At 56.2% G+C, this 21367-nt stretch carries 19 protein-coding genes; 3 read left to right on the top strand and 16 right to left on the bottom strand.

Going from position 1 to position 21367, the window contains the following annotated elements:
- Positions 1 to 83: 83 nt before the first annotated feature.
- Positions 84 to 1802 carry a proline--tRNA ligase gene (gene proS, locus HF650_RS04695; RefSeq protein ID WP_187801384.1) on the top strand — a complete coding sequence of 573 codons (1719 nt, stop codon included), beginning with the start codon at positions 84 to 86 and terminating at the stop codon, positions 1800 to 1802.
- Positions 1803 to 1849: 47 nt separating this feature from the next.
- Here the strand turns inward: proS and nlpE are convergent, their stop codons facing one another.
- The 3 genes from nlpE to HF650_RS04680 are packed head-to-tail and all read right to left on the bottom strand — an operon-like array spanning position 1850 to position 3544.
- A complete protein-coding gene (gene nlpE / locus HF650_RS04690) occupies positions 1850 to 2545 on the bottom strand; it encodes an envelope stress response activation lipoprotein NlpE (protein WP_187801383.1) in 696 nt (231 codons plus the stop codon).
- A 31-nt stretch (positions 2546 to 2576) separates the two neighbouring features.
- Positions 2577 to 3002, bottom strand: coding sequence for an alternative ribosome rescue aminoacyl-tRNA hydrolase ArfB (gene arfB, locus HF650_RS04685; protein ID WP_187801382.1), 426 nt, complete (start codon positions 3000 to 3002; stop codon positions 2577 to 2579).
- Complete coding sequence (locus tag HF650_RS04680; RefSeq protein ID WP_187801381.1) at positions 2999 to 3544, bottom strand: YaeQ family protein; 546 nt, start codon at positions 3542 to 3544, stop codon at positions 2999 to 3001. The genes arfB and HF650_RS04680 overlap by 4 nt, the downstream gene beginning before the upstream one ends.
- Before the next feature lie 194 nt (positions 3545 to 3738).
- Here HF650_RS04680 and HF650_RS04675 point away from each other — a divergent pair, with 194 nt between their 5' ends.
- Entirely contained in the window at positions 3739 to 3939 is a 201-nt protein-coding gene (locus HF650_RS04675; protein WP_023480353.1) for a YaeP family protein, read from the top strand.
- Entirely contained in the window at positions 3926 to 4186 is a 261-nt protein-coding gene (rof, locus tag HF650_RS04670) for a Rho-binding antiterminator (protein ID WP_023480196.1), read from the top strand. The genes HF650_RS04675 and rof overlap by 14 nt, the downstream gene beginning before the upstream one ends.
- 25 nt (positions 4187 to 4211) lie before the next feature.
- Here rof and tilS read toward each other — a convergent pair whose 3' ends face one another.
- The 13 genes from tilS to rseP form a co-directional block, all read right to left on the bottom strand.
- Positions 4212 to 5507, bottom strand: a complete 1296-nt coding sequence (gene tilS, locus HF650_RS04665; protein WP_187802608.1) for a tRNA lysidine(34) synthetase TilS — start codon at positions 5505 to 5507, stop codon at positions 4212 to 4214.
- Positions 5508 to 5570: 63 nt separating this feature from the next.
- The gene (locus HF650_RS04660) at positions 5571 to 5960 is read right to left on the bottom strand and encodes a VOC family protein (RefSeq protein WP_187801380.1); all 390 of its coding nucleotides are present in this window, start codon (positions 5958 to 5960) and stop codon (positions 5571 to 5573) included.
- A gap of 58 nt (positions 5961 to 6018) precedes the next feature.
- Positions 6019 to 8157 carry a lysine decarboxylase LdcC gene (locus HF650_RS04655; protein ID WP_187801379.1) on the bottom strand — a complete coding sequence of 713 codons (2139 nt, stop codon included), beginning with the start codon at positions 8155 to 8157 and terminating at the stop codon, positions 6019 to 6021.
- Positions 8158 to 8268: 111 nt separating this feature from the next.
- A complete protein-coding gene (gene accA / locus HF650_RS04650; protein ID WP_187801378.1) occupies positions 8269 to 9228 on the bottom strand; it encodes an acetyl-CoA carboxylase carboxyl transferase subunit alpha in 960 nt (319 codons plus the stop codon).
- 12 nt (positions 9229 to 9240) lie between these two features.
- Positions 9241 to 12723, bottom strand: coding sequence for a DNA polymerase III subunit alpha (gene dnaE / locus HF650_RS04645; protein WP_187801377.1), 3483 nt, complete (start codon positions 12721 to 12723; stop codon positions 9241 to 9243).
- Between the two features lie 37 nt (positions 12724 to 12760).
- A complete protein-coding gene (gene rnhB / locus HF650_RS04640) occupies positions 12761 to 13357 on the bottom strand; it encodes a ribonuclease HII (protein ID WP_187801376.1) in 597 nt (198 codons plus the stop codon).
- Complete coding sequence (gene lpxB, locus HF650_RS04635; protein ID WP_187801375.1) at positions 13354 to 14502, bottom strand: lipid-A-disaccharide synthase; 1149 nt, start codon at positions 14500 to 14502, stop codon at positions 13354 to 13356. The genes rnhB and lpxB overlap by 4 nt, the downstream gene beginning before the upstream one ends.
- Positions 14502 to 15290, bottom strand: coding sequence for an acyl-ACP--UDP-N-acetylglucosamine O-acyltransferase (gene lpxA / locus HF650_RS04630; protein WP_023480511.1), 789 nt, complete (start codon positions 15288 to 15290; stop codon positions 14502 to 14504). Before lpxA ends, lpxB begins: the two co-directional genes overlap by 1 nt.
- A 3-nt stretch (positions 15291 to 15293) precedes the next feature.
- The gene (gene fabZ / locus HF650_RS04625) at positions 15294 to 15749 is read right to left on the bottom strand and encodes a 3-hydroxyacyl-ACP dehydratase FabZ (RefSeq protein ID WP_023480493.1); all 456 of its coding nucleotides are present in this window, start codon (positions 15747 to 15749) and stop codon (positions 15294 to 15296) included.
- A gap of 173 nt (positions 15750 to 15922) precedes the next feature.
- A complete protein-coding gene (lpxD, locus tag HF650_RS04620; protein ID WP_187801374.1) occupies positions 15923 to 16951 on the bottom strand; it encodes a UDP-3-O-(3-hydroxymyristoyl)glucosamine N-acyltransferase in 1029 nt (342 codons plus the stop codon).
- 3 nt (positions 16952 to 16954) lie between these two features.
- Entirely contained in the window at positions 16955 to 17449 is a 495-nt protein-coding gene (gene skp, locus HF650_RS04615; RefSeq protein WP_187801373.1) for a molecular chaperone Skp, read from the bottom strand.
- A gap of 116 nt (positions 17450 to 17565) precedes the next feature.
- Positions 17566 to 19980 (bottom strand): outer membrane protein assembly factor BamA, encoded by a 2415-nt coding sequence (bamA, locus tag HF650_RS04610; RefSeq protein ID WP_076768870.1) that lies wholly within the window; start codon positions 19978 to 19980, stop codon positions 17566 to 17568.
- 31 nt (positions 19981 to 20011) lie between these two features.
- Positions 20012 to 21361: a sigma E protease regulator RseP gene (gene rseP / locus HF650_RS04605; protein ID WP_187801372.1), complete on the bottom strand. Its 1350-nt coding sequence runs from the start codon at positions 21359 to 21361 to the stop codon at positions 20012 to 20014.
- Positions 21362 to 21367: the final 6 nt, after the last annotated feature.

Raw genomic sequence — 21367 nt, 5'->3', positions numbered from 1 at the left:
CTGCCGGGCTGATAAACTAAACCACTTTTTTGTGTCAGGCCGCCTCCGGCCTGCTCCAATTGTCCAAATGGAACCGTAACAACATGCGTACTAGCCAATACTTGCTCTCTACTCTGAAAGAGACGCCTGCCGACGCCGAAGTGATCAGCCACCAGCTGATGCTGCGCGCCGGGATGATCCGCAAACTGGCCTCCGGGTTGTACACCTGGTTACCCACTGGTCTGCGCGTCCTGAAAAAAGTCGAAAACATCGTGCGTGAAGAGATGAACAACGCCGGTGCGATTGAGGTGTCCATGCCGGTCGTGCAGCCAGCCGACCTGTGGCAAGAGAGCGGTCGCTGGGAGCAGTACGGTCCGGAACTGCTGCGTTTTGTCGATCGCGGCGAGCGCCCGTTCGTGCTCGGCCCGACCCACGAAGAGGTGATCACCGATCTGATCCGCAACGAGCTGAACTCCTACAAACAGCTGCCGCTGAACTTCTTCCAGATCCAGACTAAGTTCCGCGATGAAGTGCGCCCGCGCTTCGGCGTGATGCGCTCGCGCGAGTTCCTGATGAAAGATGCTTACTCGTTCCATACCTCTCAGGCGTCGCTGCAAGAGACCTATGACGCGATGTACGCCGCGTACAGCAAAATCTTCAGCCGTATGGATCTCGATTTCCGCGCGGTGCAGGCAGACACCGGCTCCATCGGCGGTAGCGCATCCCATGAGTTCCAGGTGCTGGCGCAGAGCGGCGAAGATGATGTGATCTTCTCTGACTCCTCCGATTTCGCCGCCAACATTGAGTTTGCCGAAGCGCTGGCACCGAAAGCGCCGCGCGCGGCTGCCACGCAGGAGATGACGCTGGTCGATACGCCAAATGCGAAGACCATCGCCGAGCTGGTTGAGCAGTTCAATCTGCCGATTGAGAAGACCGTTAAAACTCTGCTGGTGAAAGCCGAAGAGGGTGCCAGCGCGCCGCTGATTGCGCTGCTGGTGCGTGGCGATCACGAACTGAACGAAGTGAAAGCGGAAAAACTGCCGCAGGTTGCCAGCCCGCTGACCTTCGCCACCGAAGAAGAGATCCGCGCACTGGTCAACGCAGGCCCGGGTTCACTTGGCCCGGTTAACCTGCCGATCCCGGTCGTAATTGACCGCACCGTTGCCGCGATGAGCGACTTCTCTGCGGGCGCGAACATTGATGGCAAACACTACTTTGGCATCAACTGGGATCGCGACGTGGCGACCCCGGAAGTAGCCGATATCCGCAACGTGGTAGCAGGCGATCCAAGCCCGGACGGCAAAGGCACCCTGCTGATTAAACGCGGTATCGAAGTGGGCCATATCTTCCAGCTCGGCACCAAATACTCTCAGGCGCTGAATGCCGCCGTGCAGGGTGAAGATGGCCGCAACCAGATCCTGACCATGGGCTGCTACGGTATCGGCGTGACGCGCGTTGTCGCGGCGGCGATTGAGCAGAACCACGACGATCGCGGCATTATCTGGCCGGACGCTATCGCCCCGTTCCAGGTTGCCATCCTGCCGATGAACATGCACAAGTCATACCGTGTGCAGGAGCTGGCGGAAAAACTCTATGCCGATCTGCGCGCGCAGGGTATTGAAGTGCTGATGGACGATCGTAAAGAGCGTCCGGGCGTGATGTTTGCCGATATGGAACTGATCGGCATTCCGCATACCGTGGTGATTGGTGACCGCAACCTCGACAACGACGATATCGAATACAAATATCGTCGCAGCGGCGAGAAGCAGATGATCAAAACCGGCGATGTGCTGGATTACCTGGTCAAAGCCATCAAAGGCTAAGCCAATAAAAAAGCCCCGTAACGGGGCTTTTTTTATGCTGTCAGACACTACTCATCACAGTCTTTATCCGCGCTGAATTTGCCTTTGTTGTTCGTCACCAGCACTCTCTGCGCCGCACCGTTGTCCGGGTTCGGCTCCAGCGCAAAATGCCCCTCCACCACCAGCAGAATCGGCTTCAGCTCCGTGCCGCGCGCCGCCGCATAATCGCGCTCAAGCTGCGCATTGCTGGCGACCGCCACCTCTTTTCCGGTCGCGCAATCGGTAAAGACTGCCGCATCCGCCATATATTTATACATGCCGCGCATCGCCATCGGCGTGGTTGGCAGCGGTGCTTTCACCGGTTGCAGGGTGTAGTTGAGCGACGACTTAATCGGGTTGCCCTCCTGATCCAGCATCTCCAGCGCGTCACCCTTCGCACGGAAGTAGGTTTTGTTGCCATGGCTATCGGTAAGCACTAATTTGTCCGCCGTGCGCGCCCAGTTGCCATAGGTGCCGAATACCGATGGCGCTTTCCCGCCCTGGTACCGCTGGTTCATTACCCAACTGCCCTCTTTTTGCAGAAACAGCGAGGTTTCAATACCTTCACAATCCGCGCAGGGCAAGACACCGCGCCAGCTCTGCTGCATCGGTTTCAGCTCTTCGACCTGGGTAGGCTGTACCATCTCCGTCTCGTTACGGTTATTACAGCCAAAAAGGGCAAAGAGGGTACACCCTGCCGCGACGGCTAAAATCGCTCTATTCACACTCGTTTCCTTATGCTTGTTTCCGTTGTCTTTATCCGCCGTCATGACGACGGACTTTGCCGCGTAGCGCTTTGACCGTCGACTTTTGTGACTTCGTCGATAACCGCCGCTCTTTCGAGGCGCGGGTTGGGCGCGTGGCCCGACGGCTTTTCTGCACTACGGTTAACTCTTTAATTAGCGCAACCAGGCGGGCTATCGCCGCTTCGCGGTTCATCTCCTGGCTGCGGTACTCCTGCGCTTTGATAACAATCCAGCCATCCTGGCTTATCAAATGGTGCGACACGTCGAGCAAGCGCGCCTTGTAATACTCTGGCAGGCTGGAGGCGCGAATGTCAAAACGCAGATGAATAGCGGTTGAGCTTTTGTTGACGTGCTGCCCGCCCGCACCCTGTGAGCGCACGGCGGTGATCTCCAGCTCATCCTCAGGCAGGGAGACGGAGCGGGAGATCTCAATCATGGTTGCTGCCAGGTTTCAAAATGGAACTCCACATTTTGCGTGGCATCAGAGAGCCAGATTGCGCCATCCTGCAGCGTCGCCTGCAGATTCATAGTGCGATCGTCAGCGAATGCGCTAAGTGCTGCCAGCTGTGCGTCATCCAGATACCAGATACGTAAATTGCTGAAAGTTGCGCAGCGCGCCTGGTTTTGCTGCCACCAGATGTTTGCCGCGCGCGAGTTATAGGTAAAGAGCGCCACCTCTTTTGCCTGGTTACACGCCTTCTTCAGTCGCTTCTCATCTGGCAGGCCAAGCTCGATCCAGAGATCGATCCCGAGGTAGTCGTTGCGCAGCCACGCTTCAGGCTCCTCATCAGCGCTCAGCCCGCGCGTAAACTGCAACCGCTCGTCGGCATACTTTATCCAGGCCAGCAGGCGCAGCATCATGCGCTCCTGCGTTTCGGAAGGATGACGGGCCAGCGTTAGGGCGGCGTCTAAAAACTGGTTCCGATCCATGTCGGCCACATTCACCGTCGCCTTATAAATTGTCGCTTTTAACGCCATTACACCCTCCTTCATAAAATGGCCGCCATTGTAGCGAAAATAAGCATAAAGCGCTGTTATCTCTTGCCGCTAGCGTTATTCATCGCTCTGATAATGGTAAACAAGCTATGGTATAGTCACCTTGCTAAACAGAAGTTAACTTCGTAGGCTTAGTGTTATCTCACAGTAAAGCCGGGAGACTGGCAGGAGGTGATGTGGATAATTATTGTGAGCTAGTGCGCAAACGTTATGCGGAAATCGCCAGCGGAGATGTGGGGTATATCCCGGACGCGCTGGGGTGCGTATTGAAGGTCTTGAATGAAATGGCGTCGGATGACACCCTTTCAGAGTCGGTCAGGGATAAGGCAGCTTATGCTGCCGCGAACTTACTGGTGAGCGATTATGTCAATAAATGATGCCTATCAACCCATCAATTGTGATGATTATGACAATCTTGAACTCGCCTGCCAGCATCATCTTTTATTGAAGCTGGAAATGAAAGATGGCGAGGTCCTCAGCGCCAAAGCGAACGATCTGCTGTTACGTAAAAACGTTGAGTATCTGGTGATTGACGCCGCCGGGGAGACCCGTGAACTGCGTCTGGACAGAATCGCCAGCTTCAGCCATCCCGAAATCGGCACCGTAGTGGTGAGCGAGTCCTGAACCGTGCGGGCAGCGTCGCTGCCCGCTATCTTTGCCACACCAGACGCACACCCATTTGCCCCGCCTCTTTTACCCCTTCCTGCGTTACAAACCGATCGGCCGCCGCAATCAGCGTATCGCCATAAAAGAGCAGCGGCGTGGCATCGCGCTGCCACGGGGGAACGCCCAGCTCCTGCCACAGTTTTTTCAGCTTCCGCCCGCCGTGACGGCCGACGATATGGATCAGGCCGGGTGCCTGAAAGCGCACGGAGACCGCTTCACCGATAGCGGGCGCACGTAACTCCCCGCCGGACATCAACGACAGAGAGCCTAATCCCTGCGGCAGAGTGAGCGTGGCGTAAGGCGCAGGCCAGCTAAGCTCGACATCACGCGGATGCGCGGTGCGCTTCACCCACCACAGCTCCCCCTGATAACGCCGCACCTCATCATCGCCAATGCGCAAGCACGGCACCGCATCTTCCCGGGCGAGCGCCACCTCCTGCCACATGCGATCGAGCATCGCCCGCGAAGGCATTGCCGCCCCGCGCTGCGCCAGCCAGCGGCGCAAAAGCGCCCGCCGTCGGGCCTCGCTGTACGCGGTGAGAGGCGCAATCGTCAACGCCCCCTCTGCGCTGGTCATGGTTGATAATGACTCTGCCAGCAGCTCATCCAACAACTGCTCCTGGTCACCGCACAGCGCGGCACTGCGCGCCGCCGCATCGGCAAAATGCGGCCAGCGGGCGTTTAACAGGGGAAGGATATCCTGACGCAGGAAATTGCGGTCGAAGCGCGTGTCGGTGTTGCTCTCATCCTCGATCCAGCCGAGGTGATGATCGCGCGCCCACTGCTCCAGTGCCGCCCGGCTCTGGTTGAGCAACGGGCGGATCAGCTGCGTATCGGCAAACGGCAAACTCTGCGGCATCGCAGCCAGCCCGGCCGGCCCGCTGCCGCGTTTAAGCGCCAGCAGCACTGTCTCGCACTGATCGTCGAGATGCTGAGCGGTGACCAGCACTTCACCCGCTAACAGCGCATCACGAAAAGCCTGGTAGCGCGCGGTACGCGCCTGCGCCTCTATTCCCTTCCCGTCGTCCACCAGCGTGACGCGAGCAGTTAATAGCGGGATCTGCCAGCTTTCACATAGTGATTCGCAGTGTGCAACCCAGCGATCGGCATGCGGGCTTAAGCCGTGATGCACATGAATGGCGCGCAGCTGCACGTCGGGGTGATCTTCACGCCAGAGCCGCAGCTGATGCAGCAAAACAGTGGAGTCGAGCCCACCGCTGAACGCCACCAGAAACTGGCGTGATTCGGTCGGCAACGAGAGAAGCAGTGGCGTGGTCATAGTGAGTGTTGATACGGGAACAATGCCCGGCACGTTACCGGGCATTCGCAGAAGTGGCAAGCCTTACTGCTGGTAAAGCTCCAGCGGCAGGCCATCGGGATCGTTAAAAAAGGTGAAGCGTTTATCGGTGCAGGGGTCGATGCGGATCTCTTCACACGCCACGCCCTGCGCGGTGAGGTGCGCTACCGCCTGGTCAATATCTTCCACGCTGAACGCCAGGTGGCGCAGCCCACAGGCTTCCGGCCGGCTGGGGCGTGCGGGCGGGAACGGAAACGAGAACAGTTCGATAACGTACTGCCCGTTAAGCGCCAGATCGCCTTTCCATGAGTCGCGCGCTTCGCGATAGACCTCACTGAGCAGCGTAAAACCGAGAATGTCGCAGTAGAAGGCTTTGCTCTTCGCATAATCCGTCGCGATGATGGCGATATGGTGAACCTGTTTTAAACCCAGCATAATCTCTCCTTTTTTTGATGCCAGAACGTTACGCCCGCCGGGAAACGCCCGCAACCATTCAGCTCGTTTTTAGGACTCTGACGTAATAACACCCCTCTTCGTCTCGTTTTGCGCCGTGAATATCCGTTTCGAAACCGGGATAGTGGCGGCCAATGGCGCAGAGCATCAGCAGGAAGTCGAGCACCGCCCGGCTCTGCTCGGTGATCATCTCACCCGGCATCACCAGCGGCACGCCCGGCGGATAGGGCAGGATCATATTGGCGGAGACGCGCCCGATAAGCGCCTCCAGCGCTACCGTTTCGACATCGCCGCGCACCTGTCGCTGCCATGCCTGATGCGGCGTCAGCTTCATCTCCGGCAACACGTCGAAGGCCTGCAACATCAGGCGCGGCAGATCGTGCTGGCGGATCAGCTTGTGGATCCCCTGCGCCAGATCCTGAATACGCATATTGCGGTAGAAATCGGGATCTTCCGCGTAGAGATCCGGCAGCATATTGCGCACCCGCAGGTTGAGATCGTAGGCACGCTTAAACTCCATCAAGCCGCGCAGCAGACCCATTGCCCGCGTTTTATCAATGCCGATACTGAAGAGAAACAGCAGATTATAAGGCCCGGTTTTCTCTACCACGACGCCGCGCTCATCAAGGAACTTCGCCACCAGCGCCGCCGGGATCCCCTCTTCGCCCATATTGCCGACCTCATCCATGCCCGGCGTCAGGATCGTCACCTTCACCGGATCGAGGAACATATGATCCTCATCGGCCTCGCGAAAACCGTGCCACTCTGCACCTGGAGCTACCGGCCAGCACTCCGCTTCATCAATCTCTTCCGGCTGCCAGATATCAAAGAACCAGCCATCGGCCTCCTCTTTCAGCCGCTGAACCTCTTTACGGAAGTGGAGCGCGCGCTCTACCGAGCGGTTAATGAGCCGCTTGCCAGGATTGCCGCGCAGCATCGCCGCCGCCGTTTCGATGGAGGCGACCAGCGGATAACTCGGTGACGTCGTGGTATGCATCATAAAGGCTTCGTTAAAAGCATCTTCGTCATATTCACCTTTGATATGAATCAGCGACGCCTGCGAGAAGGCAGCCAACATTTTGTGCGTCGACTGCGTTTCATAGAAGACTTTCCCCGGCACGCGATCGCCGCTCATGCCGCTCTTGCCAGCGTAAATCGGGTGGAAATTGGTGTAGGGAACCCAGGCGGAGTCGAAGTGAATCGACGGTACATCCAGCGTCTTCTTGATCCAGTCGGTGTTGTAGAGCAGGCCGTCATAGGTCGAGTTGGTGATCACCGCGTGCACCGGCCAGCTTGCGCCTGGCGTAGCAACGATCTTCTGCTCAATGCTGACTGAGCTAAACTCGCGGCGCGGAATGCCGCCAAGAATGCCCAGCGCGTTACGCCCCGGTTTCAGCCACAGCGGCGTAACATCACTCATCATCAGCAGGTGAGCCAGTGATTTATGGCAGTTACGGTCAATAAGCAGCGTGCTGCCGGTTGGTGCGGCGTACATACCGACGATCTTATTCGACGTGGAGGTGCCATTCGTCACCATATAGCTCTGCTCTGCGCCGAAGGTGCGGGCAATATACTCCTCCGCCTCGAGGTGCGGGCCGGTGTGATCGAGCAGCGATCCGAGCTCCGTCACCGAGATCGAGACATCTGCTTTCAGCGTGTTGCCGCCAAAGAAGTCATAGAAGAGGCAGCCGACCGGGCTTTTTTGGTAGGCGGTGCCCGCCATATGCCCTGGCGTACAGAAGGTGTACTTCCCCTCTTTGACGTAGGTAAACAGCGCCCGGGTAAAGGGCGGCGTAATGTTCTCCAGGTACTCTTTGGTGTATTGCGCGATACGCGTCGCAATATCATCCGCTACGCTCAGTGCATATTCGAAGAACCATAGCGCCATGCGCATATCCTGGGCGCTGACATCCATCGTCGAGTGGGTGTTAATAAAACCGTAGAGCGGGAGGTATTCGTTAAGCTGGTTGATCTCGCAGCACAGGTCGAGGTTGTACTCGTCCCAGTCAAAGATCACGCCACAGATGCGGGGATTATGTTCGATAAATTTCAGTAAGTCGGTGCTGTTTCTTGGCCAGATGATCTGAAAACCCTGCGCCTGTAAGGCCTGTTCCAGCTCCTTAATCGGCTCATCTTTGTAGAAAACGCCATGGGGTCCCATGATGGCAATAATATTCACAACTACCTCCGTTAAAAACCTTAGCTAAGCATAGTTGAGGTAAACAGCAGGTATAAAAAAAGCCGCACCCGGGGTGCGGCTCATTATCGCGTTTTACACAGCGTTTCGCTATCAGGCGTAGCCGTAGCTCATCAGACGCTGGTAGCGGCGGTTGCGCAGATCTTCTTTGCTCAGCCCTTCCAGATCGGCGAGATCGGCCAGCAGCTGCGCTTTCAGTGAAGCGGCAATCGCTTCTGGGTTGCGGTGCGCGCCGCCCAGCGGTTCCGGAATGATAGAGTCAATTAGTTTCAGCTCTTTCAGACGCGGTGCAATGATGCCCATCGCATCGGCCGCCAGCGGTGCTTTGTCAGCGCTTTTCCACAGAATCGAGGCGCAGCCTTCCGGAGAGATCACGGAGTAGGTGCTGTACTGCAGCATATTGACCTTGTCGCCAACGCCAATCGCCAGCGCGCCGCCGGAGCCGCCTTCGCCAATCACGGTGCAGATAACCGGCACATTCAGGCGAGACATTTCACGCAGGTTGCGGGCAATCGCTTCAGACTGACCGCGCTCTTCCGCGCCGACGCCCGGATAAGCACCCGGCGTGTCGATGAAGGTGATGATCGGCATGTTAAAGCGTTCCGCCATCTCCATCAGACGCAGCGCTTTACGATACCCTTCCGGCGCTGGCATACCGAAGTTGCGGCGAATCTTCTCTTTCGTTTCACGGCCTTTCTGATGACCAATGATCATCACCGGGCGACCATCCAGACGCGCGATGCCGCCAACGATAGCTTTATCGTCAGCATAGGCGCGGTCGCCGGCCAGCTCGTCAAATTCGTCGAACGCCAGGCGGACATAATCCAGGGTGTATGGACGCAGCGGATGGCGGGCTAACTGCGCAACCTGCCAGGCACCGAGATCGGCAAAGATTTTACGTGTCAGCTCTACGCTCTTTTCACGTAGACGATGCACCTCTTCGTCGATGTTAATATCCAGTTTTTCATCCTGACGGCCAACGGCGGTCAGAGAATCGATTTTCGCTTCCAGCTCAGCAATCGGCTGTTCGAAATCAAGGAAATTCAGACTCATAGTATTCCTGTATTAGTCAAACTCCAGTTCCACCTGCTCCGAACCAATGAGTCCACGCAGATCGTTAAGTAAACGATCGCTCGGAGAGACACGCCAGGTTGCGCCGAAGCGTAACCGCGCGCGCGCATCCGTCCTCTGGTAATAGAGATGTACTGGAATGGTTCCCGAACGGTGGGGTTCCAGAGACTGACGGAGTCGGTTTAAAAGCTGGTCATCAATTTGCCTGTCCGTCAGCGATATAGCAAGCCCGCGGGCATATTTTTCACGGGCCTCGTCAATGTCCATGACTTCACGGGCGGTCATTTTAAGCCCACCGCTGAAGTCATCAAAGCTGACCTGTCCGCTGACGATAAGTATGCGGTCTTTTTCCAGCAGCTGCTGGTATTTATCCAGCGCGTCAGTGAACAACATCACTTCCAGACGCCCGGAACGGTCATCCAACGTACAGATGCCGATACGATTGCCGCGCTTGGTGACCATAACCCGCGCAGCAATGACGAGCCCGGCCGCCGTGGTGACCTTCCCACGTTCGGTCGGATGCATGTCTTTCAGCCTGTAGCCTCCGACATAGCGCTCTATCTCTTTTAAATACTGGTTAATCGGGTGACCCGTCAGGTAGAGCCCCAACGTCTCCCGCTCGCCCTCAAGCTGGACCTGCTCCGGCCACGGCTGGCAGCTGGCGTAGGATTGCTCAATCTGCTCCGGCTCTTCCGCCAGCACGCCGAACATATCCGCCTGGCCGATCGCTTCCGCTTTCGCGTGCTGATCGGCCGCTTTCAGCGCATCGCCCAGCGAGTTCATCAGCGCGGCGCGGTGCGGGCCAAGGCGGTCGAACGCCCCGGACATAATCAGCTTTTCCAGCACCCGGCGATTGAGCTTTTTGATATCGGTACGCGCACAGAGATCGAACAGCTCGCGGAAATAGCCGCCGTTATTACGCGCTTCGATGATCGCCTCGATCGGCCCTTCGCCCACGCCTTTGATCGCGCCAATGCCGTAGACGATCTCGCCATCATCATTGACGTGGAAGTGGTAGAGCCCGGAGTTAATGTCCGGCGGCAGGATCTTCAGCCCCATGCGCCAGCACTCATCCACCAGCCCGACCACTTTCTCGGTGTTGTCCATATCAGCGGTCATTACCGCCGCCATAAACTCGGCCGGATAGTGCGCTTTCAGCCATAGGGTCTGGTAGGAAACCAAAGCATAGGCGGCGGAGTGCGATTTGTTAAATCCATACCCGGCGAATTTCTCCACCAGGTCGAAGATTTTCATCGCCAGCTCGCCGTCGATACCATTTTTCTTCGCGCCATCTTCAAAGATAGAGCGCTGCTTGGCCATCTCTTCCGGCTTCTTCTTACCCATCGCACGACGCAGCATATCCGCGCCGCCAAGGGTATAACCGGAGAGCACCTGGGCAATCTGCATGACCTGTTCCTGATACAGGATAATGCCGTAGGTCGGCTCCAGCACTGGCTTCAGGCTCTCGTGCTGCCACTGCACGTCCGGGTAGGAGATCTCTTCGCGCCCGTGCTTACGGTCGATAAAGTTATCTACCATGCCCGACTGCAGCGGCCCCGGGCGGAACAGCGCCACCAGAGCGATCATATCTTCGAAGCAGTCCGGCTGCAGACGCTTAATCAGATCCTTCATGCCGCGGGATTCAAGCTGGAAGACCGCCGTGGTCTCCGAGCGTTGCAGCATGTCGAAGCTCTTCTTGTCTTCCAGGGGAATGGCGGCGATATCCAGCGGCGGCTCGCCCTGCTTCTCGCGCCGGGCGTTGATCATCTCCAGCGCCCAGTTGATGATGGTCAGCGTACGCAGCCCAAGGAAGTCAAACTTCACCAGGCCTGCGTACTCCACATCGTTCTTATCAAACTGAGTAACCGGATGCTGCCCGGCTTCATCGCAGTAAAGCGGGGCAAAATCAGTAATTTTGGTGGGTGCAATCACCACGCCACCGGCATGTTTACCGGCGTTACGCGTTACCCCTTCCAGCTTGCGCGCCATATCAATCAGCGCCCGCACCTCTTCGTCGGCTTCGTAGATCTCCGGCAGCTGCGGCTCCGCTTCAAACGCTTTTGCCAGCGTCATGCCCGGATCGGGCGGCACCAGCTTGGAGATACGGTCAACAAAGCCGTAGGGGTGGCCCAGCACGCGGCCAACGTCGCGGATAACCGCTTTCGCCGCCATAGTACCGAAGGTGATGATCTGCGATACCGCGTCGCGGCCATACATATCCGCCACGTGTTCGATCACCTGATCGCGTTTCTCCATGCAGAAGTCGACGTCGAAGTCGGGCATCGAGACACGTTCCGGGTTGAGGAAACGTTCGAACAGCAGGTCAAACTCCAGCGGATCGAGATCGGTGATCTTCAGGGCATAGGCCACCAGCGATCCGGCACCGGAACCACGTCCTGGCCCCACCGGTACGCCGTTATCTTTCGACCACTGGATAAACTCCATAACGATCAGGAAGTAGCCCGGAAAGCCCATCTGGTTGATAACCTGAAGCTCAACATCGAGGCGCTCGTCGTAAGGCGGGCGTTTCTCGGCGCGCACTGCCGGATCGGGGAAGAGAAATTCGAGTCGCTCTTCCAGCCCCTCTTTCGATTTCACAACCAGGAAATCTTCAGTGGTCATATCCCCGGTCGGGAACTGTGGCAGAAAGTACTCGCCGAGGCGCACGGTGACGTTACAGCGTTTAGCAATTTCGACGCTGTTTTCCAGCGCTTCCGGAATATCGGAGAAGAGTTCGCACATCTCCTCTTCGTTGCGCATGTATTGCTGCGCCGAGTAGTGACGCGGGCGCTTGGGATCGTCGAGGGTAAAGCCATCGTGGATCGCAACGCGAATCTCATGGGCGTCAAAGTCGCCCTCTTCGAGGAAGCGGACATCGTTGGTGGCGACAACCGGCAAACCCTGCGCTTCCGCCAGCGCGACCGCCGCGTGCAGGTAGTTCTCTTCGTCCTGGCGACCGGTGCGGATCAGCTCCAGATAGTAGCGATCCGGAAAATGGGTTTTATAAAAATCGAGGCACTGCTCCACCAGCGCGCTATTACCGCGCAGCAGGCTTTTCCCGACGTCGCCCATACGCGCGCCGGAGAGCAGGATCAGCCCTTCGTTAAGCTCGATTAGCCAGTCGCGATCAATATAGGGACCCGCCGCGCCATAGCCGCGCTGATAGGCGCGCGAAATCAGCAGCGTCAGGTTCTGATAGCCGGTATTGTTGGCGGCAAGGACGGTAAGCTGCGTCAGCTCGTCACCAATCAGATCGCACTGCACGTGGAAGTCAGCGCCGACGATGGGCTTGATCCCGGCGCCGTGCGCCGTTCCGTAGAACTTCACCAGACCGCAGAGGTTGGTAAAATCGGTGATCGCCAGCGCGGGCGAGCCGAGAGCGGCCGCCTTTTTCACCAGCGGCCCGGTTTTCGCCAGCCCGTCAATCATGGAGTAGTCGCTATGCACCCGCAGGTGTACGAAACGTGGTTCAGCCATTATTCAATTCCAGCCTGTAGTTTCACGTTCTTAAGAGTCAGGAGACGAGGCCCAACGCGCGCCTGACCGACGCGAAGCTGCGTCGGTGATGCTCGGTTGCGCCATGCTCCGTCAGCTTTTCCAGATGAAAAGCCGTGGGATAGCCTTTGTGTTGTGCAAAGCCATACTGCGGGAAAATCGCATCCAGCGCCGCCATTTCGGCATCGCGCGTGACTTTGGCGATAATTGACGCCGCGCTGATTTCAGCCACACGGCTGTCGCCTTTCACCACCGCCATGGAGGGCATGGCAAGCGCTGGGCAACGGTTGCCGTCAATCAGCACATACTCTGGCGTGATGGCAAGCCCGGCGACCGCGCGCTGCATCGCCAGCATCGTGGCGTGCAGAATATTAAGCTCATCGATCTCGTGCGGCTCTGCGCGCCCCAAGCTCCAGGCCAGCGCCTTCTCTTTAATCTCATCAAAGAGCGATAAACGACGTTTTTCGGAGAGCTTTTTTGAGTCGTTAAGACCGATAATCGGCCGTGCGGGATCGAGGATCACCGCCGCCGTGACGACCGCGCCCACCAGCGGACCGCGCCCTACTTCATCCACACCCGCAACAAGATGCGTGTGCGGATAAACAAACTCAATCATTTTGCTAACTCCAGTACCGCGTTCGCCGCCTGTTCATCGGCATTGCAGCGGATGCGCTGATGCAGCTCGCGAAAGAGGTCATGCATTTCATGGCGGGTTTCACTATTTGCCAGCAGCGGTTCCAGTGCGGCGGCCAACGCCTGCGGCTGGCACTCCTCCTGCAACAGCTCTTTAACCACTTCGCGCCCGGCAAGCAGATTCGGCAGGGAAACATAGGGGGTTTTTACTAGCCGTTTCGCAAGCCAAAAGGTGAAGGGCTTCATACGGTAGCCTACCACCATCGGGCACTTTGCCAGCATGCACTCCAGCGCCGCGGTACCGGATGCCAGCAGCGCGGCATCGGATGCGATCATCGCTTCCCGCGCCTGGCCATCGAGCAGATGCACCGTCAAATCCGGCGCGGCTTCCGCTTTAATCTGCTCAAACTGCTCGCGACGTTTCGCATTGACCAGCGGAACCACCACTTCCAGTTCCGGGTAGCGCTCACGCAGCAGCTGCGCGGTACGCAAGAAGTCGGCGCTGAGCATCTCGACTTCTGCACCGCGGCTGCCGGGCAGCAGCGCCAGGCAGCGCGCCTGCGGGCTAATCCCCAAGTGCACGCGCGCCGCATTTTTATCGGGATCGAGCGGCATGGCATCGGCCATGGTGTGCCCGATAAAGCGGCAGGGAACATTAAACCTGTCGTAAAACGCTTTTTCGAAAGGGAGAAACGCCAGTACCAGATTGGTCGCTTTACCAATTTTGAAAACGCGCTTTTGACGCCACGCCCAGACTGACGGGCTGACGTAGTGAATCGTTTTGATGCCGCGTTTTTTTAAATTTCCCTCAAGGGTAATGTTAAAGTCCGGCGCATCAATCCCGACAAAAACATCGGGTTGCAGCTCGCTGAATCGACGGGTCAAATCAGCGCGGATATACAGCAGGCGACGCAGACGGCCAAGCACTTCGACGATGCCCATCACCGCCAGCTCCTCCATCTCATACCAGGCTTCACACCCTTCAGCCTGCATACGCGGGCCGGCAACGCCGACAAAACGGGCGTTGGGCACGCGTGCTCTCAGTGCGCGGATAAGACCGGCACCAAGAATATCGCCGGAGGTTTCTCCGGCGACGAGGGCTATCGTAAGCGGACGCTTGTCGACCATTAACGGATCAGGCCACGCGTCGAGCGCTCAAAGAACTGCATAAACGCATCAACTTCCGGGTGCTTCGCGGCAAGCTCAGCGATCTCCGGTTTTGCTTCATCGAGCGTTTTACCACTGCGATAGAGCAATTTGTACGCGTTACGGATAGCCACAAGCGCTTCGCGGCTAAAGCCACGGCGTTTCAGGCCTTCGATATTCACGCCATACGGCGTTGCATGGTTGCCCTGAGCAATAACATAAGGCGGTACATCCTGCGCCACGCCGGAGCAGCCGCCAACCATCACGTGCTCGCCAATAATGCAGAACTGGTGAACCGCCGTCATACCACCGATGATCGCATAATCACCAATTGTGACGTGGCCGCCCAGCGTTGCATTATTCGCGAGGATGCAGCGGTTACCGATAATGCAGTCATGCGCAACGTGCGAGTTGATCATCAGTAAGTTATCGCTGCCCACCTTCGTCAGTCCAGCGTCCTGTACTGTGCCACGATGGATGGTGACGCTTTCGCGAATGCGGTTGCGATCGCCAATTTCCACACGGGTCGGCTCACCAGCATATTTCAGATCCTGGTTCACTTCACCGATGGAGGCGAACTGATAAATCTCGTTATCACGACCAATTTTGGTGTGGCCGTTAACAACAACGTGAGATTTCAGTACGGTCCCTTCGCCGATTTCGACGTGAGGTCCCACAATACAAAACGGGCCAATATGAACGTTGGCGCCAATGACGGCACCCTCTTCAACAATGGCAGTAGGATGAATAAAGGCGGTTTTATCAATCACGTATCAGGCCTCCCGGCTACGTGCACACATCATAGTAGCTTCACAAACAACTTTACCGTCAACCATAGCAACCCCTTTAAAGCGGGTCACGCCACGGCGCGTTTTCTCGAAAGTGACTTCCATGATCATTTGATCGCCAGGCACAACCGGGCGCTTAAAGCGCGCTTCGTCGATGCCGGCGAAGTAGTACAACTCACCCGGTTCCAGTTTACCAACGCTTTTAAACGCCAGAATACCGGTTGCCTGCGCCATTGCTTCGAGGATCAGCACGCCCGGGAAAATCGGTTTGCCAGGGAAGTGGCCCTGGAAAAACGGTTCGTTTACCGTAACATTTTTGACTGCGCGCAGAAAACGACCCTCTTCAAAATCCAGCACACGATCTACCAGTAAAAATGGGTAGCGGTGCGGCAGAAGCTCCAGGATCTCTTCAATGTGCAGAGTATGAGTGTCAGTAGTCAAAATACTCTTCCTGTCTAAATATACAAAAAAGCAATAATAACACGGCCCGCGGCATTCATGAGAATGCCAACAGGCCGGGGAGTATATACACTTTATGCGTCGAGTTGCAGAGGCGTTTTGTCGCTTTTTCTGTTAACCCAACCGCTTTCGTGTACAAGCGTCAGGTAAATGAATCACTCGTCTTGTTGAGTCAACTTGCGCTCGACGGCTTTCAAACGCTTACTCATCTCGTCGATATTCATTACCAGGGCTGCGGTTTTTCGCCACGTTTTATTGGGTTGTAACGGAATGCCGGAAGAGTAAATGCCTGGCTCAGTGATAGGACGCATCACCATACCCATCCCCGTTACCGTAACCTTGTCGCAAATTTCCATATGCCCGTTGATTACGCTGGCTCCGCCAATCATGCAGTAGCGGCCAATTTTCAGGCTGCCTGCCATGATGACGCCACCGGCAACGGCGGTATTGTCGCCAATCACAACGTTATGTGCAATCTGACACTGGTTATCGATAATCACGCCATTTCCGATACGGGTGTCATCAAGCGCGCCGCGGTCGATGGTGGTACATGCGCCAATCTCGACGTTATTGCCGATAATTACGCGACCAAGTTGTGGGATTTTCACCCAGTTTCCGCGATCGTTAGCATAACCAAAGCCGTCAGAACCTATTACCGTCCCCGATTGAACCAGGCAGTTTTCACCGATCTCAATCTCATGGTAAATAGATACGTTGGCCCAGAGACGCGATCCTGCGCCAATTTTCGTATTTTTCCCCACGAAGCAGCCGGGGCCGATCACCACGTTGTCGCCGAGGGTCACGCCAGATTCAATCACCGCGTTTGCGCCGATGGAGACATTGCTGCCCAGCGTCGCGGTCGGATCGATAACGGCTCCCGGCGCGATGTTCTGTGCAGGCTGCGGCGTGGTATCAAGAATTTGTGCCATACGCGCGTAGGTCAGATAGGGATTCTTCACGACCAGTGCGGCGCTGTGGGCAAAAGGAAGATCGTCCTGCGTCATTACAACGGCAGAGGCCTGGCATGCGGCCAGGTGTTCACGGTATTTAGGATTTACCATGAAAGTGATGTGACCTGCTTCGGCAGATTGCATGGACGCAACGCCGGTGATGACGATATCGCCATCACCGTGTAACTCTGCATCCAACTGCTGAGCTAAATCAGCCAGTCGAATTGAAGGCATTACTTATTTAACCTGTTTCAGTACATCAGCGGTGATGTCTTTCACATCGTTGCTGTTGTAAATAACGGCATTGGCAGGGATAACCAGATCCACACCCTGATCGGCAGCAACTTTCTTCACTGCGGACTGAATGCGGGTGACCAGCTTGCCGCGCTCTTCGTTAGAACGGCGAGCCTGATCCTGCTCAAAAGCCTGCGCTTTCTGAGCGAATGCCTGGCGACCGGAAGCGATATCTTTTTCCAGCTTGTTGCGCTCGCTCGCTTTCATGGTAGAACCGTCACGCTGCAAACGCTGTGCTTTTGCTTGCAGGTCGGATTCCATGCTCTGCAGTTCGTTGGCACGGCCGCCGAATTCGTTTTTCATGGTCTGAGAAACGCCGGAAGTCTGTGCGACCTGCTGTAACAGGTTACCCATATCAACAATCGCAATTTTGTCAGCGGCCTGAGCTGACGCAGCCATTGCCAGACTTAAACCTGCAGCTAATAACAACTTTTTCACAATTAACTCCTTACCATCCCGTTTGTACCCGGAGGTACAGCTCTTTGCGAGGCTGGGCTTCTTACCGAAGCCGCAGCCATCACTACACTGCTTGCGCATTCCGTTGCAGTGCGGCGTTACCAGGTTTTACCGATGTTAAACTGGAACTGCTCCGCTTTGTCTCCATCGTACTTTTTAAACGGCTGGGCGTAGGAGAAGACCAACGGCCCCAATGGGGACATCCATTGTAGTGCGATACCGGCAGACATGCGGATATTGCTCGGATCGCTATAATCCGGAATACCCAGCGCTTTCATCTCCGCGGTATTTTGCCAGTTCGTATCCCATACGCTGCCCGCATCCCAGAAGAAGGAGGTACGTACAGAGTTTGCGTACTTCTCGCTGATAAACGGCGTCGGGGTGATCAGCTCGGCGCTGACAACGCCCATTGCGTTACCGCCCACCGCATCATCAGACTTACAGAATTTCGACGTGGTAGTGTTACAGTTTTCCAGGCCGCTGCCGCCATAGTAGACCGCTTTCGGACCAATGTTATTGGACTGGAAGCCACGAACGGTGCTGGAACCACCTGCATAGAAGTTCTCATAGAACGGCATTTCTTTGCTACCGATACCGTCGCCATAGCCCCAACGTGTACGACCCAGCATCACCCATTTGTGATCTTCGTCAATCGGGAAGTAGGACGCGGTGTCGACAGTGACTTTATAGAACTCGTTATCCGAGCCCGGAATCGTCACTTTACCATTCAGGTTGACGCGAGAACCTTTCGTCGGGAAGTAACCGCGGTCAAGGTTGTTATACGTCCAGCCATAGTTGAAGGTGAAATCATCCGCCGAGTAACCGTTGCTGTCATCCCGGGTGCTGGCATTCTGCCCCACGGAGTCGAGATAACGCCACATGGCGATCTGCGGCTGCATCTTCGACAGGCTGTTGTGCACATAGCCTAAGCCGGTGCGCAGCGTGTTGTATTCGTTAATCGGGAACCCGAGCGTGCCATCCAGACCATAACTTTTGTTGGTATAAGATGAGAGATCCGCGTCGTCCGCTTTAAAGTCGTTGTAGAACAGACGACCGCCGAGGCTCACGCCATCAACCGTGAAGTACGGGTTGGTGACCGAGAGTTCCGAGTAGGTCTGGTAGTCGTTTTTGGTGCCGCTGATGCCGACAGAGTAACCGGTACCTAACCAGTTATCCTGCTGCACGCCGACCTGGAAGCTGACACCGCTCTCAGTGCCGTAACCGACACCAAAGTTGAAGCTACCGGTGTTACGCTCTTTGACTTTGTAGACCACATCAACCTGATCCGGGCTGCCCGGAACACGCTGCGTTTCGCTATCAACGGTTTCAAAGTAGCCGAGACGGTTCAGACGCTCTTTACCCTGATCGACCAGATCGCTGCCCAGCCATGCCCCTTCCATCTGGCGCATTTCGCGACGCAGAACGGTATCTTTCGAGGTGTCATTGCCTTCAAAGCGGATCTTACGCACGTAAAAACGGTTACCCGCATCGACGTTGATATGCAGTTTAACGGTCTTATCGGCGTCGTTAATCTCAGGCTGAGACTGTACGCGCGGATAGGCATAACCATAGCGACCCAGAAGCTTTTTAATATCGTCTTCCATTTTGGTCACTTTGGTGCCGTTGTAGAGCTCGCCTGGCTGAATTTTGGTCAGGCCTTCAATTTCCGCTGAGTGGCCCGCCAGATTGCCGGCGACCTGCACGCCAGAAAGCTTGTACTGATCGCCTTCGGTGACGTTAACGGTAATGTAGATGCCCTTTTTGTCCGGCGTCAGGCTAACCTGCGTCGAATCAATGTTGAAACGGGCATAACCGCGATCCAGATAGTAGCTGCGCAGGGTTTCGAGATCGCCCGCCAGCTTCTGCTTCTGATATTTACGATCGCCGACCACGTTCCACCATGGCACTTCGTCGCGCAGCTGGAAGTTAGAGATCAGCTGTTCGGTCGAGAACGCGTGGTTACCGACGATGTTGATCTGCTGGATCTGCGCGGAGACGCCCTCCTGGAAGACCAGCTTCAGATCGACGCGGTTACGCGGCAGCGGCGTGACGACAGCTTTTACGCTGGCGCTGTATTTACCGACGCTGTAGTAGAAATCTTCCAGCCCTTTTTCAATATCGGAGAGGGTGGTGCGATCCAGTGATTCGCCAACACGCACGCCAGAAGCCTCAAGGTTCTGTTTCAGCATGTCATCTTTAACCGACTTGTTGCCGGAGAAGGTGATGCTGGCGATTGTGGGGCGTTCTTTCACCTGAACGAGAAGGGTATCGCCATCACGCAGGACACGAACATCCTCAAAGTTGCCAGTGGCAAACAGTGCGCGAATGGTGTTACTGATGTCTTCATCATTCACCGTATCGCCTGGACGTACTGGCATACTGAGGAGGGCCGCACCAACGGCGACACGCTGTAGGCCTTCGAAATGAATATCCTTCACTACGAACCCCTCAGCACCGTATACGGTGGCGCTGCTAAACAGCAGCGACGCTATGAGCAACTTTTTCATCGCCATCGTTATTATGCGTTCTTCCTAACAAACTCTCTTACAAGCGAGAGAAATCATTGAAAAGTGCAAGCCCCATTAACAACACCAGCAAAATAGAGCCAATGCGATAACTAAAGTCTTGAACTCGCTCGGATACCGGTCCGCCTTTCAGCTTCTCAATCGCCAAAAACAGCAGATGTCCGCCGTCTAAAACGGGGAGCGGGAACAGGTTGATAATGCCTAAGTTCACACTTATCAAAGCGAGGAACATCAGGTAGTAAATCAACCCGAACTCTGCTGACATCCCAGCCCCCTGGGCGATAGAGATCGGCCCACTGAGGTTGTTCAGTTTTACATCACCGGTGATCAATTTCCCCAACATACTGACCGTCAGCTTCATCAACTGCCAGGTTTTACCCGTGGCTTCGGCGATGGCGCTGAAAGGCCCGTACTGGCGTACTGTCTCATATTCATCCGGCAGCGGGATAATCTTGGGCACGACGCCCGCAAAACCTTCTGCCTTGTTACCGGGTTTCGTATCCGGTGTCAGTGTTAAAGACAAGGAAGCCCCTTGCCTTTCCACCTCTAATGCTAACGCCTTACCGGGGTTGTCCCGCACCAGCGTGACAAAGGTCGACCACTGCGTTAACTGCTGACCCTCGACTTTAACGATCCTGTCGCCTGCTTGCAAACCCGCTTTGCTGGCGGCGGAACCGCTTTGCACTTCAGCGAGCACCGGTTCCAGCTGCGCAGTACGCGGTCGCATTCCCAGCGACATCATCGGGTCGTCCTTGTCAGGTGCAAACGCCCAGTGGCGCAAATCCAGCACTTTATCCTGTCGATTGTTACTGCCGAAAGGTGCCACGCTGACGGTCGTCTGACTGTCACCGATTTTAGACACCAGCTGTAAGCGCACTGCATCCCAATCAGGCGTTTCGATACCGTCGATGGCTTTAAGTTCCGTGCCGGGTGCAATTTGCGCGCTTGCAGCGATAGAGTTGGGCGTTATTTCACCAATTACCGGGCGAACGCCGGGGACGCCGATGATAAACACCAGCCAGTAGGCGAAGATGGCGAAGATAAAGTTGGCGATGGGACCCGCCGCGATCACCGCGGCGCGCTGGCCGACAGTTTTATTGTTAAACGCAAAGTGGCGCATCTCCGGAGCGACCGGTTCGACGCGCTCATCGAGCATTTTGACGTAGCCGCCCAGAGGGATAAGGGCGATAACAAATTCGGTGCCCTGCTTATCGAAGCGGCGCCAGAGCGCTTTACCAAAACCAATGGAGAAGCGCTCGACGCGGACGCCACAGCGGCGAGCAACCCAGAAATGGCCAAATTCATGCACCGTGATTAAAACACCAAGCGCAATAATGAACGCCGCCAGATTCCAGAGAATGCTCAGCATAAAACC

This window comes from Kosakonia sp. SMBL-WEM22 (assembly GCF_014490785.1).
Taxonomy (GTDB): Bacteria; Pseudomonadota; Gammaproteobacteria; order Enterobacterales; family Enterobacteriaceae; genus Kosakonia.
Note: the sequence above shows the minus strand (reverse complement) of the source record. Positions and strands in the feature narration are given on the sequence as shown.

Bases quoted from the DNA above. Each gene is read 5' to 3' on its own strand.
- proS (WP_187801384.1), top strand. From the start codon at position 84: ATGCGTACTAGCCAATACTTGCTCTCTACTCTGAAAGAGACGCCTGCC.
- arfB (WP_187801382.1), bottom strand. From the start codon at position 3,002: ATGATTGAGATCTCCCGCTCCGTCTCCCTGCCTGAGGATGAGCTGGAG.
- HF650_RS04680 (WP_187801381.1), bottom strand. From the start codon at position 3,544: ATGGCGTTAAAAGCGACAATTTATAAGGCGACGGTGAATGTGGCCGAC.
- rof (WP_023480196.1), top strand. From the start codon at position 3,926: ATGTCAATAAATGATGCCTATCAACCCATCAATTGTGATGATTATGAC.
- tilS (WP_187802608.1), bottom strand. From the start codon at position 5,507: ATGACCACGCCACTGCTTCTCTCGTTGCCGACCGAATCACGCCAGTTT.
- HF650_RS04660 (WP_187801380.1), bottom strand. From the start codon at position 5,960: ATGCTGGGTTTAAAACAGGTTCACCATATCGCCATCATCGCGACGGAT.
- accA (WP_187801378.1), bottom strand. From the start codon at position 9,228: ATGAGTCTGAATTTCCTTGATTTCGAACAGCCGATTGCTGAGCTGGAA.
- dnaE (WP_187801377.1), bottom strand. From the start codon at position 12,723: ATGGCTGAACCACGTTTCGTACACCTGCGGGTGCATAGCGACTACTCC.
- rnhB (WP_187801376.1), bottom strand. From the start codon at position 13,357: ATGATTGAGTTTGTTTATCCGCACACGCATCTTGTTGCGGGTGTGGAT.
- lpxB (WP_187801375.1), bottom strand. From the start codon at position 14,502: ATGGTCGACAAGCGTCCGCTTACGATAGCCCTCGTCGCCGGAGAAACC.
- lpxD (WP_187801374.1), bottom strand. From the start codon at position 16,951: ATGCCTTCAATTCGACTGGCTGATTTAGCTCAGCAGTTGGATGCAGAG.
- bamA (WP_076768870.1), bottom strand. From the start codon at position 19,980: ATGGCGATGAAAAAGTTGCTCATAGCGTCGCTGCTGTTTAGCAGCGCC.
- rseP (WP_187801372.1), bottom strand. From the start codon at position 21,361: ATGCTGAGCATTCTCTGGAATCTGGCGGCGTTCATTATTGCGCTTGGT.